Genomic DNA, 16,408 nt, shown 5'->3' with positions numbered 1-16,408 from the left:
CCCCGAGCCGAAGGGGCGCGCCGGTGCCGAAAGGGAGAAGAGCCAAGCCGCCGACGAAGGAGGTGGCGCAGTGCCCGCCGACCGTCGGCACCGGGTCAGAGCGCCCCGGAGGCGAGCGGGCGACCAACACAGCCCCGAGCCGAAGGGGCGCGCCGGTGTCGAAAGGGAGAAGCGACCAGCGACGAAGGAGCGCCGGAGCGACGACCGTCGGCACCGGGTCAGAGCGCCCCGGAGGCGAGCGGGCGACCAACACAGAGCGGGCGAATCACACCCTCAGCGGGTCTCGGTGACCTTGGCGAGGGCGCGCGGGGCGTCCGGGTCCTGGCCGCGGGCGATGGTGACCTCGTAGGCCAGATGCTGCAGCGGCATGATCTCCAGGATCGGCTGGACCTCCTCGGGCACGCCGGCCGGCAGCGCGAAGCCCGCCGAGGCGGCGTCCACCTGGGCCTGCTGGCCGATCACCACGAGGTCCGCGCCGCGCCCGCGCAGCCGGTCCAGTACCGGCTGCAGGGCCTCCCCGCCCTTGCCGTCCGGGACGATCGCGATGACCGGCGAGACGTTGTCCACCATGGCCAGCGGGCCGTGCAGCAGGTCGGCGCCGGAGAACGGGGTGGCCGGGATGTACGTGGTCTCCATCAGCTTGAGCGCCGCCTCGCGGGCGGTCGGGTAGCCGTAGCCGCGCGAGGTGATGACCAGGCGCTGGGCGAAGCGGTAGCGCTCGGCCAGCGCCTTCACCTCGGCCTGCCGGGACAGCACGCCGGCGGCCAGCGCGGGCAGTTCCTCGGCGGCCGAGCCGTCCCCGCCGCGCAGGCCCTCGACCAGCAGATAGAGCGCCAGCAGCTCGGCGGTGTAGGTCTTGGTGGCCGGCAGCGCCTTCTCCGGCCCGGCCAGCACGTCGATGTGGAACTCGGAGACCTCGGCCAGCGGGGAGCCGGGGTTGTTGGTGACGGCGAGGGTGATCGCCCCGGCCTCGCGGGCGGCCTTGGTGGAGGCGACCAGGTCCGGCGAGCCGCCGGACTGGCTGACGGTGATGACCAGGACATCGGTGAGGTCCGGCTTGGCGCCGTACGCGGTGGTGGTGGACATCGAGGTCAGGCCGGCCGGCTTGCCGAGCAGGATCTCGACCAGGTACTTGGCGTAGAGCGCCGCGTTGTCGGACGTGCCGCGCGCGGTCAGCAGGACGAAGCGGGGGCTGCGGGCGGCGATCTGGGCTGCGATGTCGCGGATCCTGGGCGCGCCCTCGTCGAGGATGCGCTGGAGGACGGCCGGCTGCTCGGCCATCTCCGCCGCCATGATCCGGCCGGGAACGGAAACAGTCTGCGGGTCGGACATCTGGGTGTGCCTCCGATGAGATGGGTCGACCCCGCCCTGGCGGTCACCCGACGGGGATCTCTACGGCGGCGAGTCCGCACACTCGCTGCGGTCTTCCTGGCTTCCTGGTTTCCTGGCGCAATCCTACGAGGGCGCCCCGCGCCGGGCACCCCCGGACCGCGCCTGCCCGCCGCCCCCGCCTTGATTCGCCCGCTCGCCTCCGGGGTGCTCTTGGCCCGGTGCCGACGGTCGGCGCTCCGGCGCTCGTTCCTCGCTTGTCACTTCTCCCTTTCGACACCGGCGCGCCCCTTCGGCTCGGGGCGGGGACCCCGGCGGCGGGCAGGGGCGTTCGGCTGCGGCCTTCCGGTGTCAGGACGGGTTGTTGATCAGCTGGTCGATCGCGGCGTCGGCGTCCTTGGTGGCCTGGTCCACGGACTTGCCCTTGAGGATCGAGGTCAGCATGTCGGGGATGATCTTCTGCTTCTCCACCGCGCCCCAGCCGGGCGCCAGCGGGGTGAACCAGGCGTCCGGGACGGCGTTGGCCGCGGCGGCGGTGGTGGGCTTGTTCTTCAGCGGGTTCAGCTGGGTGAGGTTGTTCGGCAGGATGTCCTTGTCGGCCAGCGCCTGCTCGGACTTGGTGCTGGTGAACATCCGGATCCAGTCGGTGGCCAGCGCCGCCTGCGGGGACTTGGCGGTGACCGCGAGGTCGGAGCCGCCGATGAAGGTGGGCAGCGGCCTGCCGTCCGGACCGGGCATGGTGGCCACCTTGACGGCGTCCTTGAGGCTCGGGTCGCCGGTGACCGGCGCGGTGACGCCGGCCGCCTCGAAGCCGTTGCCGTAGAAGGAGGCGGCGTGCCCGCGGGCCATCGACTCGAACTGGTTCTGCTCGTTCACCGTCAGGTCGCCCTTGTTGTACTTGCGCACCAGGTCGGCGAAGTGGCTGATGCCCTGCTGGGACTTGGGGTCGTGCAGGGTGCCGTGCCAGTTGCCGGCGCTGTCGAACTTGGCGATGCTGCCGCCGTACGCGGCCACGTAGCTCATCGCGGCGTACCAGTACGGGCCGGGCAGGTAGAGCGGGGAGAAGGTCCTGTCGGCCTTGTTCTTGTCGGCGATCCGGTCCAGGGCGGCCAGCAGGTCGGCCTCGGTCCTGGGGAACTCCGCGCTGCCGGTGGCCTGTTGGAAGCTGGTGGAGTTGTAGATGGCGACCCGGGCACCGGCGTAGTACGGCACGCACCACAGCTTGTCCTGATAGGTGCAGGTGTTGGCGAGCGCCTTGATCCAGGTGTCGGAGTTGTCGAAGGAGGTGCGGTCCACCGGGGCGAGCGCGCCGGAGAGCACGTACTTCATGGTCTCGGTGTTGCCGAGTTCGACCACGTCGGGGGCGTTGCCGTCGGCGAGGGCCTTGTCGAGCCTGCCGACCTTGTCGGCCCAGCCCTGGTAGACCAGCTTGAGGCTGACGCCCGGGTACTTCGCCGCGAACCCGTCGTTGACCCGCTGGACGATGTCGGGCCAGTTCTTCTGGGCGTCGTCCATCAGCCAGACGGTGACGGTGCCGGTGGCGGCCTTCGGGTCGACGGAGGAGCCCGTGCCACCTCCCGAGGGCGGGCCGGACGGGGAACAGGCCGTCAGTCCGACTGCCAGGGCCGCGATCCCGAGCGCGGACACGAGCTGACGCTTCTTCACGCCATCCTCCGAGGGTGTTCAAGAGCCGGTGATGCCCGCCGACAGCGTGACGGGCGCCCGCGGCGGAGAGTCCGGGCAGGGGCGGCGCAGAGCTTCGAGGAGGGCGCGGTGCCACATCCGGCGACGTTCGAATTCGAACCGGATGCATGGACTCTGGCCTAGACCAACTGTGGTGTCAACGGCCAACAGCCCCTGTTTCCAGGGCCGTTGCAGAGCCGTTGTACCGCGCGTCGATCAGTCGCCGGGCCGTCACCCTCGGTGGGGCTTGAGGCGGGTTCAAGGCCTGCTCGAGGGAGCACGGTCACCTGACGAGAGCGCAGGTGAACACCGGGAGAACGGGACGGGCCCGCCGCGCGGCATGCGCATGGCGGGCCCGTCGACCGACGCCTGCCGGACACGGCCGGTGACGTCCCGTCAATCCGTTCAGCCGATCGCTCCCGGCTGCCCGGTGAGCACCTCCACGGCCGCCAGCCCGCAGACCCGGGCGGCGCCGTGGGTGGCGATGTGGAGCGCGCCGATCGGCTCGGACTGGGGCAGCCCCATCTCCACCACCGCGGCGTCCGGCCGGGCCGCCACCAGGCGGCTCAGCGCGGCGGACATCCACGCGTGCCGGTGGGCGTCCCGGACCACCAGCACCAGGCGGCGGCCCTCGGCGCCGGCCACCAGCTCGGCGACCAGGGCGTCCAGCAGCTCCGGGGCGGCCTCGGCGGCCGACACCTCGCGGGTGCGGGTACCGGGGAATCGGTCCGCCAGCATGCCGGCCACGCCCCACGGGGTGACGTCGCCGACCGCGATGTTCGGCTCGTCCGAGAACGAGGCCACGTACGGGCGCTCGCTCACCGGCAGCACCTCGCGGCCCGGCGCCCTGACCACCCGCAGTGCCCGGCGCGCGGCCCGCAGGCCCACCGCCAGGTCCGGCTCCACCCGCTCGCCCTGGGCCGAGATCCGGCCCCAACTGCCCAGCGCCCGGACCCGTTCGGCGGCGTCCGCCAGCCGCTCCTCGGTGAGCCGGCCGGAGCGCACGCCCGCCACGATGGCGTCGCGCAGCATCAGCACGGTCTCCTCGTCGGCCAGCCCGCCGCCGACGCAGATCGCGTCCGCACCGGCCGCCAGGGCCAGCACGGTGCCCTCGCCCATGCCGAAGGTGTCGGCGATGGCACCCATCTCGATCGCGTCGCTGACGACCAGGCCCTGGTAGCCGAGGCCCCCGTCGGCCGGGGCGGCGCGCAGCAGGTCGCGCAGCACGGTCGGGCTCAGGGTGGCCGGCAGCATCGGGTCCAGCGCCGGGATCATGATGTGGGCGGTCATCACGGCCTTGGTGCCGGCCGCGATCGCGGCCTGGAACGGCACCAGGTCGCGGGCGCGCAGCACGTCCAGGTCGACGTCGATGACCGGCAGGCCGTGGTGCGAGTCCACCGCGGTGTCGCCGTGGCCGGGGAAGTGCTTGGAGCAGGCGGCCACGCCGGCCGACTGCAGGCCCTCGACCCAGGCGGCGGTGTGCCGGGCGCACAGCTCGGGGTCGGCGCCGAAGGAGCGGACGCCGATGACCGGGTTGCGCGGGTTGGAGTTGACGTCGGCGGTGGGCGCCCAGTTGTAGTTGACGCCGGCCGCGGCCAGTGCCCGACCCAGCTCGCGGGCGACGTCCCGGGTCAGCGCCGGGTCGTCGATCGCGCCGAGCGCGAGGTTGCCGGGCCAGGACGAGCCGGAGCCCGCCTCCAGCCGGGTCACGTCGCCGCTCTCCTCGTCGATGGCGATCAGGAGGTCGGGATTCTCCGCGCGCAGCGCCCGGGTCAGCGCGGAGAGCTGGTCGAGGTCGACCACGTTGCGGTCGAACAGCGCGACCGAGCCGAGCCCGGCGGCCAGGTGGCGGCGCAGCCAGGCCGGCGGCTCGGTGCCGACGAAGCCGGGCTGCAGGACGGTCAGGGCGTCGCGGTGCAGCTGGTCGCTGTCCGGGGCGGTGGGAACGAGGATGCTCACGTTGGCTCAGCCCTTCACGGCGCCGTCGGTCAGACCGCCGACCGCCTTGCGCTGCAGGAAGAAGAACAGGATCAGGATCGGGACCGCGAAGAGGGTCGACGCGGCCATGGTGGCGCCCCAGTCCGTGCCGAAGTTGGTCTGGAAGGACGACAGCCACAGCGGCAGGGTCTGGCTGTCGGGCTTCTTGTTCAGCCACAGGACGAGCGGGAACTCGTTCCACGCGGTGACGAAGCCGAACAGCGAGGTCGACATCAGGCCGGGGGCCAGCAGCGGGAAGATCACCTTCAGGAAGGCCTGGGTGCGGGTGCAGCCGTCCACCATGGCCGACTCCTCCAGCTCCTTCGGCACCGCGGCGATGAAGCCGCGCAGCGTCCAGATGGTGAAGGGCAGCACCATCATCATGTAGAAGGCGGTGAGCGGGACGAGGCTGTTCAGCAGGTCGTTGTCGCGGGAGAGCATGTAGACGCCGATGGTCATGACCTCCCACGGCGCCATCTGGGCCGCCATGACGACCAGCACGAAGGACTTGCGGCCGCGGAACTTCATCCGGGCGACGGCGAAGGACGCCAGGGTCGCGATGGCCAGCGAGATGAGCACCGCGCCGATGGTCACCGTGAGGCTGTTGGTGACGTACGTCCAGAAGTTGTCGGCGTGCACGGCCCGGTCGAAGTGGGCGAAGGTCGCGTCCAGCGGGAGGAAGACCGGGGTCCGGCTGATGATGTCCTTGTCCTGCTTGAAGGACGTGGAGATCATCCAGTAGACGGGGAAGACGAAGAAGACGAAGAGGGCGACCGCGATCACGTTCGGCCAGGTACGTCCGATGAGCGAGCGCCTCACAGCTCGTCCTCCTGCTTCAGGATGATGCGGAAGTAGTACGACATCAGCGCGGCCAGCATCAGGATGGTGAGCACCGCGATCGCGGAGCCCGCACCGAAGCGCTGGGCGCCGATGCCTTCCAGGAAGGCGTGCACCGGCAGCGTGCGGGTCAGCCCGTCCGGTCCGCCGTGGTTGATCAGGTAGACCTGGGTGAACGCCTTGAAGACCCAGATGATCTCCAGGAAGGTCGTGGCCAGGAAGAAGGGCTTCAGACTGGGGAAGACCACCGCGGTGAAGGTCTTGACGGGGCCGGCGCCGTCCATCCGGGCGGCCTCGTAGAGCTCCTTGGGGATGGTGGTCAGCGCGGCGTACATGTTGATCGCCACGAACGGGATCGACATCCACACGATCAGCAGCACGATCACGAAGAAGGTCGAGTACTCGCCGCTGTACCAGTTGAAGTGGGCCATCGAGTGCCAGCCCAGCTGGTCCAGGAACCAGTCGACGACGCCGAAGTTCTGGTCGAAGAGCCAGGTGTAGACGGTGGTCGCGGCCACCACCGGCATCGCCCAGGCGAGGACCAGCGCGACCGACAGCGCCAGGCGCATCCTCGTGCCGAGGCGGTTGAGCAGCAGGCCGATCAGGGTGCCGCCGACCATGATCAGCACCACGTTGACGGCGGTGAAGCCGATCGTGCGGCCGGTGACCGTCCAGAACTCCGAATCGGTCAGCTGCTCCTTGTAGTTGTCGAAGCCGTTCCACTCGGTCAGGTGCTGGATGAACTGCCGCTTGTTGAGGTTCTGGAACGACAGCAGGACCGTCTTGAGCAGCGGCCAGCCCAGCAGGCCGATGGTCGCCACGGTGGCCGGCAGCAGCAGCAGGTACGGCGCGAGACGGGCGCCGAGGCCCGGTTCGCCGGTCGTTCTGCCGGCTTTCCCCGGAGTGCTTCCGGTGCCGTCGCCGGCGATCGCGTCGGTGGTGGCCACGGCGGCCTTCCCTGTGCCCGGGGACTGTGTCCGCACCGGGTCCGAATGCACGGCCATCGTTCTCTCTTCCTCACAACCTGACCACGACGGACGGGCGCCGCCCACCGGCCCCCCGCCGGGAGCCGGTGAGCGACGCCGCTCAACTGCCTACTGCTTGGTGTTGAGACGCTTCGCGATCTCGTCGTCGGCCTTCTTGGCCGCGGCGGCGTAGTCGCCGGTCAGCGCCGCGGTCAGGAAGTCCTTGATCGGGTTCGGCTCGTTCTCGACGTTGGTCCAGGTCGGAACGTTCGGGGTGATCGCGCCGTTGGCGGAGGCCGGCAGGGCGGCCTTGGCGAAGTCGCCGGCCACCTTGCTGTTGAGCGAGGTCTTGTTCGGGATGGAGCCGGCCGCGGCGAACAGGCCCTCGTTCTTGTCGCTGAGGGCGATCTTCAGGAAGCCCTTGGCGAGCTCGGGGTTCTTGGTCTGCTGGGCGATCGCCAGGTTCGAGCCGCCGAGGAAGACGCTGGACGGCTTGTCCGCGGTCTTGCCGGGCAGCGGGAAGTAGCCGATCTTGTCGGCGGCCAGCTCCTCGGGCTTGGGGACCTCCCAGCCGAGGCCGATGATCGTGCCGATGTCGCCCTTGGCGAAGACGTCCTTCTGCTGCGGGGTGGCCTCGTCCTTGTCCTTCGGGGCGGTGGCCGAGTAGCTCTGCAGCTTCTTGTAGGTCTCGAAGGCCTTCTGCGCCTCGGGGGACGACAGGCCGCCGGCCCACTTGTCGCCGTCCTTCTTGGCGAACTTGCCGCCCTCGCTGGTCAGCAGGCCGAAGTAGGTGTACCACTCCTGACCCGGCATGTAGAGCGGGTCGGTGACGCCCGGGACGGCCTTGACCTTGTCCAGGTCGGCGTAGAACTCGTCCAGGGTCTTCGGCGCGGCGGTGATGCCGGCCTTGGTCCAGATGTCCTTGTTGTAGGTCACCACGCGGTTGGTGAAGTACCACGGGGCGGCGTACTGCTTGCCGTCCAGGATCGAGGACTCGTTCAGGTTCGCGGCCCAGTCCGCGCCGCCCAGGTCGGTCTTGTCCTTGGTGATGTCGAGCAGGCCGCCGGTGGCCGCGTAGCCCGCCGTCTGGGTGTTGCCGATCTCCAGGACGTCGACCGAGCCCTCGGAGAGGGCGGCGGTGACCTTCTGGCCGATGCCGTTCCACTTCTGGGTCTGGATGTCGAGCTTGGCACCCGGGTAGGCGGCGGCGAAGTCCGCCTTGACGCTGTCCTCCCAGCCCTTGGGGGCCGAGCCGTCCATCAGCCACACCGTGAGGGTCTTGCCGTCGAAGTTCTTGGCCGCCGAGGACGAACCGCTCTTGCTGTCGTCGCTCTTGCCGTCCGAGCCGCAAGCCGCGAGACCGACGACCATTGCTGCGACGCCGACCGCCGCGATGAGCTGACGCTTCACGCCATCCTCCTGAGGGATGCCTGGGTTACCCCCGTCGGGCGGCAGCGGCAGACCCACACGAAGCGGGAGGATTGGTGCCGCGGACCCTGCGGGCGGGTGGGGGGATTCATCGTTGCCGGCCTAGTGGTGTAGACCAGATGCCTGGAGCTTGGCCTAGACCAATGGGCCTGTCAACGGCTGTTCGACCGATCTCGACCACCCGTTATCAAGCCGACACCGCACATCGTTCATCGCGTGATGAGGTATTCGTTCCGTAGCCATACATGCAACGATGTGACCCGTTAACGATGTGGCGGGGCTGTAAAGGGCCCCGCGAGAAGCGGGAGAACAGGTCCGATGAGCAGCGACGGGGGAACCACCGCCCAGGCCGACGACCCCGAGGTGAAGAACCTCCCGACGCAGTCCGGCGCCGACCCGACCGCGCGCGTCCCCAAGTACTACGGCCTCAAGCGCCACCTCCTCCAGCTGACCGAGACCCAGCCCGCGGGCACCCCGGTCCCGCCCGAACGAGCGCTCGCCGCCCAGTTCGACACCTCGCGCACCACCGTGCGCCAGGCCCTGCAGGAGCTGGTGGTCGAGGGCCGGCTGGAGCGCATCCAGGGCAAGGGCACCTTCGTGGCCAAGCCCAAGGTCGCCCAGGCCCTGCAACTGACCTCCTACACCGAGGACATGCGCGCCCAGGGCCTGGAGCCCACCTCCCGGCTGATCGAGATCGGCTACATCACCGCCGACGACCGGCTCGCCCCGCTGCTCGACATCAAGCCCGGCGGCCGGGTGCTGCGGATCGAGCGGCTGCGGCTGGCCAACGGCGACCCGATGGCCATCGAGGTCGCCCACCTGTCCGCCAAGCGCTTCCCCGCCCTGCGCAAGAACCTCGGCAAGCACACCTCGCTGTACGCGGCGCTGCGCGAGGTGTACGGGGTCACCGTGGCCGAGGCCGAGGAGACCATCGAGACCACCCTGGCCAACCCGCGCGAGGCCGGGCTGCTCGGCTCCGACCTCGGCCTGCCGATGCTCCAGCTCTCCCGGCACTCCTTCGACGCCGAGGGCAACCCGGTGGAGTGGGTCCGCTCGATCTACCGCGGCGACCGCTACAAGTTCATCACCCGGCTGAAGCGGCCGGAGTAACCGCGCGCCCCTGTTGTTCCTCGGGCACCGGCGCACGCGACCCGCGCGCCGGTGCCCGTTCGCGCCACGGCGGCGACGGACTTCGGTCGACTACGTCCGGCTGGTGGGAAGTTCCGTCATTTCCGGTGACATGGATCACCCCATGCCCTAGATTGCGCAGCCGTACTGACTGCCGATCACCGATGGTGCTGCTCGGCGGGCTCACGGGGGTGCGCGACGGCTCCCGGGGCTGCGGCGCCGACGGCGAGAACCCTCCGGAGCGGAGCCGAAGATGCCGTCTGACCAAGCCCCCACCGACTCTGTCGTGCCCGAGCCAGCCGGGCTGCCCGTCCCGGCCGTGACCCCCGAGCGGGTGCTGGCCGGGCTCGCCCTGCTCGTGCCGATCGTCGCGATGCTCTGGGTGTCCTCGTACGACAAGACCGACCCGGCGATGGCCGGGGTGCCCTTCTTCTACTGGTACCAGCTGCTCTGGGTGCCGGTGTCGGCGATCTTCACCGTCGCCGCCTACCTGCTGATCACCCGGGACGAGAAGGCCCGCGCGGCGGCCCGCAAGGGCGGTGCGCGATGAAGGACGTCAACGTCCCGGCCCTCGTGGTCTTCGTGCTGTTCTTCGCCCTGGTCACCGTGATGGGCTTCCTGGCCTCGCGCTGGCGCCGCGCGGACGACTCGGCCCACCTGGACGAGTGGGGCCTGGGCGGGCGCAGCTTCGGGACCTGGGTGACCTGGTTCCTGCTCGGCGGCGACCTCTACACCGCGTACACCTTCGTGGCCGTCCCGGCGGCGGTGTACGCGACCGGCGCGGCGGGCTTCTTCGCGGTGCCGTACACGATCATCGCCTACCCGCTGGTCTTCCTCTTCCTGCCCCGGCTCTGGTCGGTCTCCCGGGTGCACGGCTACGTCACCCCGGCCGACTTCGTCCGCGGCCGGTACGGCTCGCGGCCGCTGTCCCTGGTCGTCGCGCTGACCGGGATCCTGGCCACCATGCCGTACATCGCCCTCCAGCTGGTCGGCATCCAGGCCGTGCTGGACGTGCTCGGCGTCGGCGGCGGCGAGAACGCCAACTGGTTCGTCAAGGACCTGCCGCTGTTCATCGCCTTCGGCGTGCTGGCCGCCTACACCTACTCCTCCGGCCTGCGCGCCCCGGCGCTGATCGCCTTCGTCAAGGACGCCCTGGTCTACATCGTGATCATCGTCGCGGTGATCTACATCCCGATCCGCCTCGGCGGCTACGGGCACATCTTCAGCGCGGCCGCCGACCACTTCAAGCAGACCAAGGCCGGCTCGCTGACCGTCCCGGACAACAAGCAGTGGACGTACGCGACGCTGGGCCTCGGCTCGGCGATGGCGCTGTTCATGTACCCGCACTCGGTGACCGGCGTGCTGGCCTCCAAGTCCCGCAACACCGTGCGCCGCAACATGGCGATCATGCCCGCGTACTCGCTGATGCTCGGCCTGCTGGCGCTGCTGGGCTTCATGGCGATCGCGGCGGGCGTCGGCAGCGGCGTCAAGGGCTACAACTCCCAGCTCTCGGTGCCGCAGCTGTTCGCGAACGTGTTCCCGGACTGGTTCACCGGCGTGGCCTTCGCCGCGATCGGCATCGGCGCGCTGGTGCCGGCCGCCATCATGTCCATCGCCGCGGCCAACCTGTTCACCCGCAACGTCTACAAGGACTGGCTCAAGCCCGCCGCCACCCCGGCGGACGAGACCCGCGTCGCCAAGCTGGTCTCGCTGCTGGTCAAGGTCGGCGCGCTGGTCTTCGTGCTCGGCATGGACAAGCAGGCCGCGATCAACCTCCAGCTGCTGGGCGGCCTGTGGATCCTGCAGACCTTCGTGGCCATCGTCGGCGGCCTGTTCACCCGCTGGTTCCACCACTGGGCCCTGTTCGCCGGCTGGGCGGCCGGCATGGTCTACGGCACCTGGAAGGCGTACGGGATCGCCAGCCCGGCCACCAAGCACTTCGGCGGCAACGCGGACAAGATCCCCGGCATCGGCGAGATCGGCTACATCGGCCTGACCGCCTTCGCGCTCAACCTGATCGTCGCGGTGGCGCTCACCCTGGTGCTGCGCGCGGTCAAGGCGCCCGACGGCCCGGACGAGACCAAGCCGTCCGACTACAGCGCCGAGGCCGGCGACGACGAGCTGGAGAACGCGCCGGAGCCCGTAGCGGCGCACTGATTGCCGCTGCGCGCGCCCTGTGATCGCGCCGCCTTCTCCGTGAACACTGGAGAAGGCGGCGCGATCATATGTATGAACAGGCGTGCACGCCGGGCACCACCAGACCGGACCGGCAACCGGCCGGCACCTGATCGACCCACGGGGAGCTCGCGGCATGGCAGAACTCGGCACCACCCTCAACGGCCAGCACCAGTCCACCCAGAGCCCGCACCACCACGTCACCGCCCACCGCCCGGCGTCGGCCACCCGGCTGCCGTCCGTGCTGATCGCCACCCGGCACGGCGAGTCCACCGCCAACGTCGAGTTCCAGCTGGCCGAGGCCGCCGGCGCGCTCAGCGTCCCGATCAGCTGCCGCGACGCCGACATCCCGCTGTCGCTGCAAGGCCAGCGGCAGGCCCAGGCGCTCGGCCGCTGGTGGGCCGCCCTGCCCAGCGCCGACCGCCCGCGCAGCGTCTGGTGCTCGCCGTACACGCGCACCGCCGAGACCGCCAGGATCGCCCTCGCCCAGGCCGCCGGGCTCGGCGCCGTCCCCGTCACCCTGGCCGTCCGCTACGACGAGCGGCTGCGCGACCGCGAACTCGGCGTCCTGGAGATGCTGCCGAAGGCCGCCATCGAGACCAAGCACCCCGAGGAGGCGGCCCGGCGGCGCAAGATGGGCGAGCTGTACTACCGCCCGCCCGGCGGCGAGTCCTGGGCCGACGTCGCGCTGCGGGTGCGCAGCCTGCTGCGGGACGTCTGCGAGGAGGAGGCCGGACGGCCCGTCCTGCTGGTCGCCCACGACTGCACGGTGCTGATGCTGCGCTACGCGCTGGACCGGCTGACCGAGCAGCAGCTCACCGCGCTCGGGCCGGTGCACAACTGCTCCACCAGCCTCTGGCGGGCCCAGGAGGGGCGGCTGCGGCCGGACCGCTGGAACACCGTCGACCACCTGGCCGCCGACGCCGACTGACGACCGGTCGGGATCAGCAGGTGTCGGCGAAGCAGCGCCGGTAGGCCAACGGCGTGGTGCCCAGCCGGCGCCCGAAGTGGTGGCGCAGCGCGGCCGCGTTGCCGAAGCCGCAGCGCGCGGCGATCACGTCCACCGACTCGGTGGTCGACTCCAGCAGCCGCTGCGCCAGCAGCACCCGCTGCCCCGTCAGCCAGCGGTGCGGGGTGGTGCCGGTCTCCTGCTGGAAGCGCCGGGCGAAGGTGCGCGGCGACATGTGCGCCCGGGCGGCCAGCTGCTCGACGGTGGCCTCCTCGTCCAGGTGGTGGCGCATCCAGTCGAGCAGCGGCGCCAGCGAGTCGCCGTCCCCCTGCGGCAGCGGACGGTTCACGAACTGGGCCTGCCCGCCCTCCCGGTGCGGCGCCACCACCATCCGGCGGGCGATCGCCCGGGCCACCTCCGCGCCCTGCACCTTGCGCACCAGGTGCAGACAGGCGTCGATGCCGGCCGCCGTCCCCGCCGAGGTGACCACCGGGTCGTCGTCCACGTACAGCACGTCCGGCTCGACCACCGTCCTCGGGAAGCGCGCGGCCAGCTCCTCGCTGTGCCGCCAGTGGGTGGTCGAGCGGCGGCCGTCCAGCAGCCCGGCGGCGCCCAGCACGAAGGCGCCGCTGCAGATGGACAGCACCCGGCCGCCGTTCGCCACCACCGCGCGCAGCGCCTCCAGCAGCGGCTCCGGGTACCGCTCGCGGATCCCCGAGGCCGTCACCACCGCCAGGTCCGCCGCGGCCAGCCGCTCCGGGCCGTACGGGACGTCCACCGCGAAGCCCGAGTGGGTCGCGTGCGGGCCCTGACGCGCCCCGGCCAGCGCGAAGTCGTACCCGGGCAGGCCGTCCGCGGTGCGGTCCAGGCCGAAGACCTCGCAGGCCACGCCCAGTTCGAAGGGGTGGATCTCCTCCAGCACCACCGCGACCACGTTCTTCAGCATGCCGACCAGCATGCCCCGGCCGACCGGACGCGGGGAAGGGCCGGGGTGGCAGGATTTCGAGGCAAAAGGTCATTCCTGCCACTCGTGGGCACCCGCACCGCCCGGCCACAGTGGTGCCCATGGAACCCGGCACCCTCGCAAGCGCACTCGGCCTGGCCGGCGCCGTCGGCGGCTTCGGCCTGCTCGGCACCCTGATCGGCCGCGAACTCTCCCGCGGACCCGCCGCCGGCCGCGACAACTACCACCGCCCGGGCGGCTACCCCGCCGACCCCGACCGCCCCGACCGGCTGTACGGCACCATGCCCGCCGCCTCGCTGCGCCCCTCCGCCGACCCGGCCACCCTCCCGGCCCGCTCCACCCCCGACATCAGAACCCCGCACGGCTCCGGCACACTGGCCCGATGGACTTCCTCATCCGCCAGGCCCTCCCGTGCGACCTCGAAGAGGCCGGTCGGATCACCGTCGAGGCCTTCGTCGGCGACGGCTACACCCAGCCCACGAGCGGCTACGTCGACCTGCTGCGGGACGCCGGACGCCGCTCCCGCGAGGCCGAACTCCTGGTCGCCGTCGACACGGCCGACGAGCGGGTCCTCGGCTGCGTGACCTTCGCCGTCGGCGGCACCGAGTGGGCCGACATCGCCACCCCCCGGGAGGGCGAGATCCGGATGCTCGCCACCGCCGCCGCCTCCCGCGGCCGCGGCGTCGGCGAGGCCCTGGTGCGCGCCACCGTCGCCCGCAGCCGCGAACTCGGCCTGGCCGGCATGGCCTTCTCCACCCGCCCCGAGATGACCGCCGCCCACCGCGTCTACGAGCGCATCGGCTTCGTGCGCACCCCGGCTCGCGACTGGGCGCCGTACCCGGGGATGGACCTGATGGTCTACACGATGGCGTTCTGAACCACCGCGGCTCGGACTACGGCGACCCGGAGCTCGCGCCCCGGGCCCCGGTCACGGCCGCTTGTCGTACCCGGGGGCCACGTAGACGGTGTAGCGGCCGTGCTCGCCGCTCTTCACCACGGTGGCCACCCGGTACCCGGCGGCCTTCAGCGTCGGCTGGACCGCCCTGTCGGTGGCACCGGTCTGGGTGAAGTCCAGGACCACCACCTTCCACTCGTGCGCCTCGATCCCGGCCTGGATGGCGGGCACCCCGTTCTGCATCTGGCCGGTGGCCGGGTCCCGGCGGAACACCGCCACCAGGTCGTGCCACTGCTGCCAGTTGCTCTGCTTGCGCAGGTAGTAGGCGGGGACGTTGTAGTTCTCGACCAGGTACCGGTCGTCGCCCTTGACGATGTACGGCTCCAGCGCGGCGACGAACTCCTTCGAGTTCGACCACTCGCCGAACATCTCCCGGCCCTGGGCGGCGCCCTCCCAGGCCAGCGGGCCCACCACCAGCGCCGCGGCCACGATCCCGGCCGTGACGTGGAAGCGGCCCCGCAGCCACAGCACCGTACGGGCCAGGACCGCGCCCACCACGATGCACGAGAACCAGGCGCCGAAGTCCACGTGCTTCTGCAGCGACAGCCAGGTGTGGATGCGGACCTGGTTCACCGGCGCCAGCAGACCGGCCACCAGCAGCACCAGGGCCAGCCAGAACTCCGTCCAGGCCGCGCCGCCGCGACGGCGCGCCCGCACCAGTTGCGCCAGCACCCCGAGCAGCGCCACCACCAGCAGCGGGCCGACCCAGCGGGCGGCCTCCCCGGCCACGTAGGAGTAGGCGTCATGGCCCGGGGCACGCTGGAGCGTGGTGTGGTTGAAACCGTCGACGTACCGCTGCCCGGCCGCCAGGGCCGCTGCGCCGACCGCCACCGCGAAGGTCAGCAGCACCAGCAGCCCGCGCCGCCAGCGCGCCCAGGAGCGCGCCGAGCCGCCCGTCCCGGCCAGCACCGCGATGCCGCACACCACCGGCACCCACAGCAGCGCCGCGTACTTGGTCGCACCGGCCAGGGCCAGCAGCAGCCCCGAGCCCACCAGGCTCGGGTACCCGCCGCCGGTGGTCAGCCGCACCGCCAGGTAGCCGGCCCAGGCGAGGATCGCCAGCGCCATGGCGTCGTAGGTGGCCAGACCGCCCAGGAACTGCGTCGGGCCGAGCGCGGCGAAGGCCGCCGCCGCGCACAAGGCCGCGAGCGAGCCGTGCAGCCGCCGGGTGGCCAGGTGGACGGCCACGGTCGCGGAGAGCATGAACGCCAGACTGAGCAACCGGGCGCCGTTCAGCCCGCCGACGAAGTCCGCCACGGCGACGACCACCGGGTAGATCAGCGGGGAGCCGGAGAAGAAGGTCTCGTACGTCGAGACCTCGGTGCCGTGCCGCAGGTGCGCGATCTCCTGGTACCCGGAGTAGATGTAGGTGCCCTCGTCGATGAACGCGGTGTTGCTGACGATCAGGTGGTACGAGAGCGCGCCCTGGACCAGCAGCACCGCCAGCAGCGGCAGCCAGTCGGCCCGCAGCGCCGGCCGGGGCGGCTGCGGCACCCGCGGCAGTCCGGGCTTGCGGCGCCTCCGGTCGGTCGGGGACGGCGCCGGCACCGCCGCGGCCGCGCGGTCGCGCTCGCCCAGCGCCACGCCCCCGCCCGGGCGGGCCCCGGCGGGGCCCAGGACGGGCTTGCGGGTGGACTCGGGCCGGATCCAGCGACCGTCCGCGCTCATCTGATACCTCCATGGATGCCCCCGGCCTCGACTGGGGGAGGAAACGGCCCTGCGGAGCAGGACAAGTGACGACGATTCGCCGTCGAGGCGGACCGTCGCCCGCTAACTACCCGCACATGTTCCAGCACGGGTGGTAGTGTCTTTGTTGCCCGGTCGGCGAGAACCAAGCCGACCGGGCCTACCGCCGGGCTGGCGGGAAGTCAGGTCTGTGGAGCTGATGTAAGACCGATGGGCGGCACACCGTCCCTCCGCTGGTAACCCCAGGTCGGCAACCGGCCGTGAAGCAGAAAGCCCGACCCGCGAAGGTTGGGATCCTCCGGCCTCAGCCGGAGGAGGATGTCAACAGTACC

General features: G+C 71.3%; 13 protein-coding genes. 5 read left to right on the top strand and 8 right to left on the bottom strand.

Annotation, left to right across the window (positions count from 1 at the left end):
* Positions 1-273 precede the first annotated feature (273 nt).
* The 6 genes from ACFVWU_RS41105 to ACFVWU_RS41080 all read right to left on the bottom strand — a co-directional run bounded on the left by ACFVWU_RS41105 (position 274) and on the right by ACFVWU_RS41080 (position 8,201).
* Complete coding sequence (locus tag ACFVWU_RS41105) at positions 274-1,332, bottom strand: SIS domain-containing protein (RefSeq protein WP_387630935.1); 1,059 nt, start codon at positions 1,330-1,332, stop codon at positions 274-276.
* Positions 1,333-1,680: 348 nt separating this feature from the next.
* Positions 1,681-2,994, bottom strand: coding sequence for an extracellular solute-binding protein (locus ACFVWU_RS41100; RefSeq protein ID WP_387630933.1), 1,314 nt, complete (start codon positions 2,992-2,994; stop codon positions 1,681-1,683).
* 423 nt (positions 2,995-3,417) lie between these two features.
* On the bottom strand, positions 3,418-4,971 hold the full coding sequence (locus ACFVWU_RS41095; protein WP_387630931.1) for a glycoside hydrolase family 3 protein: 1,554 nt from the start codon (positions 4,969-4,971) through the stop codon (positions 3,418-3,420).
* A gap of 6 nt (positions 4,972-4,977) precedes the next feature.
* On the bottom strand, positions 4,978-5,808 hold the full coding sequence (locus ACFVWU_RS41090; RefSeq protein ID WP_387630928.1) for a carbohydrate ABC transporter permease: 831 nt from the start codon (positions 5,806-5,808) through the stop codon (positions 4,978-4,980).
* Positions 5,805-6,830: a carbohydrate ABC transporter permease gene (locus tag ACFVWU_RS41085; RefSeq protein WP_387630925.1), complete on the bottom strand. Its 1,026-nt coding sequence runs from the start codon at positions 6,828-6,830 to the stop codon at positions 5,805-5,807. Before ACFVWU_RS41085 ends, ACFVWU_RS41090 begins: the two co-directional genes overlap by 4 nt.
* Before the next feature lie 90 nt (positions 6,831-6,920).
* The gene (locus tag ACFVWU_RS41080) at positions 6,921-8,201 is read right to left on the bottom strand and encodes an extracellular solute-binding protein (protein WP_387630923.1); all 1,281 of its coding nucleotides are present in this window, start codon (positions 8,199-8,201) and stop codon (positions 6,921-6,923) included.
* Between the two features lie 336 nt (positions 8,202-8,537).
* Here ACFVWU_RS41080 and ACFVWU_RS41075 point away from each other — a divergent pair, with 336 nt between their 5' ends.
* The 4 genes from ACFVWU_RS41075 to ACFVWU_RS41060 all read left to right on the top strand — a co-directional run bounded on the left by ACFVWU_RS41075 (position 8,538) and on the right by ACFVWU_RS41060 (position 12,453).
* Positions 8,538-9,329, top strand: a complete 792-nt coding sequence (locus ACFVWU_RS41075) for a GntR family transcriptional regulator (protein ID WP_387630921.1) — start codon at positions 8,538-8,540, stop codon at positions 9,327-9,329.
* A 304-nt stretch (positions 9,330-9,633) separates the two neighbouring features.
* Positions 9,634-9,897: a DUF3311 domain-containing protein gene (locus ACFVWU_RS41070; RefSeq protein WP_387630919.1), complete on the top strand. Its 264-nt coding sequence runs from the start codon at positions 9,634-9,636 to the stop codon at positions 9,895-9,897.
* Positions 9,894-11,504, top strand: a complete 1,611-nt coding sequence (mctP, locus tag ACFVWU_RS41065; protein WP_387630916.1) for a monocarboxylate uptake permease MctP — start codon at positions 9,894-9,896, stop codon at positions 11,502-11,504. The genes ACFVWU_RS41070 and mctP overlap by 4 nt, the downstream gene beginning before the upstream one ends.
* A 154-nt stretch (positions 11,505-11,658) precedes the next feature.
* Complete coding sequence (locus ACFVWU_RS41060; RefSeq protein ID WP_387630913.1) at positions 11,659-12,453, top strand: histidine phosphatase family protein; 795 nt, start codon at positions 11,659-11,661, stop codon at positions 12,451-12,453.
* Between the two features lie 13 nt (positions 12,454-12,466).
* On the opposite strand, the gene ACFVWU_RS41055 is transcribed toward ACFVWU_RS41060, so the two are convergent.
* Positions 12,467-13,417, bottom strand: coding sequence for a helix-turn-helix domain-containing protein (locus ACFVWU_RS41055; RefSeq protein ID WP_387630911.1), 951 nt, complete (start codon positions 13,415-13,417; stop codon positions 12,467-12,469).
* Between the two features lie 400 nt (positions 13,418-13,817).
* On the opposite strand from ACFVWU_RS41055, the gene ACFVWU_RS41050 reads away from it, so the two are divergent.
* Positions 13,818-14,312, top strand: a complete 495-nt coding sequence (locus tag ACFVWU_RS41050) for a GNAT family N-acetyltransferase (protein WP_387630908.1) — start codon at positions 13,818-13,820, stop codon at positions 14,310-14,312.
* A 51-nt stretch (positions 14,313-14,363) separates the two neighbouring features.
* On the opposite strand, the gene ACFVWU_RS41045 is transcribed toward ACFVWU_RS41050, so the two are convergent.
* Positions 14,364-16,058 (bottom strand): ArnT family glycosyltransferase, encoded by a 1,695-nt coding sequence (locus ACFVWU_RS41045; RefSeq protein WP_387630905.1) that lies wholly within the window; start codon positions 16,056-16,058, stop codon positions 14,364-14,366.
* Between the last annotated feature and the right edge of the window lie 350 nt (positions 16,059-16,408).

The organism is Kitasatospora sp. NPDC058190 (assembly GCF_042883685.1).
Classification (GTDB): Bacteria; Actinomycetota; Actinomycetes; order Streptomycetales; family Streptomycetaceae; genus Kitasatospora.
Note: the sequence above shows the minus strand (reverse complement) of the source record. Positions and strands in the feature narration are given on the sequence as shown.

What these genes read in the sequence shown, in the direction of transcription:
- ACFVWU_RS41105 (WP_387630935.1), bottom strand. Translation starts at nt 1,332, where the DNA reads ATGTCCGACCCGCAGACTGTTTCCGTTCCCGGCCGGATCATGGCGGCG.
- ACFVWU_RS41085 (WP_387630925.1), bottom strand. Translation starts at nt 6,830, where the DNA reads ATGGCCGTGCATTCGGACCCGGTGCGGACACAGTCCCCGGGCACAGGG.
- ACFVWU_RS41075 (WP_387630921.1), top strand. Translation starts at nt 8,538, where the DNA reads ATGAGCAGCGACGGGGGAACCACCGCCCAGGCCGACGACCCCGAGGTG.
- mctP (WP_387630916.1), top strand. Translation starts at nt 9,894, where the DNA reads ATGAAGGACGTCAACGTCCCGGCCCTCGTGGTCTTCGTGCTGTTCTTC.
- ACFVWU_RS41060 (WP_387630913.1), top strand. Translation starts at nt 11,659, where the DNA reads ATGGCAGAACTCGGCACCACCCTCAACGGCCAGCACCAGTCCACCCAG.
- ACFVWU_RS41055 (WP_387630911.1), bottom strand. Translation starts at nt 13,417, where the DNA reads ATGCTGAAGAACGTGGTCGCGGTGGTGCTGGAGGAGATCCACCCCTTC.
- ACFVWU_RS41050 (WP_387630908.1), top strand. Translation starts at nt 13,818, where the DNA reads ATGGACTTCCTCATCCGCCAGGCCCTCCCGTGCGACCTCGAAGAGGCC.
- ACFVWU_RS41045 (WP_387630905.1), bottom strand. Translation starts at nt 16,058, where the DNA reads ATGAGCGCGGACGGTCGCTGGATCCGGCCCGAGTCCACCCGCAAGCCC.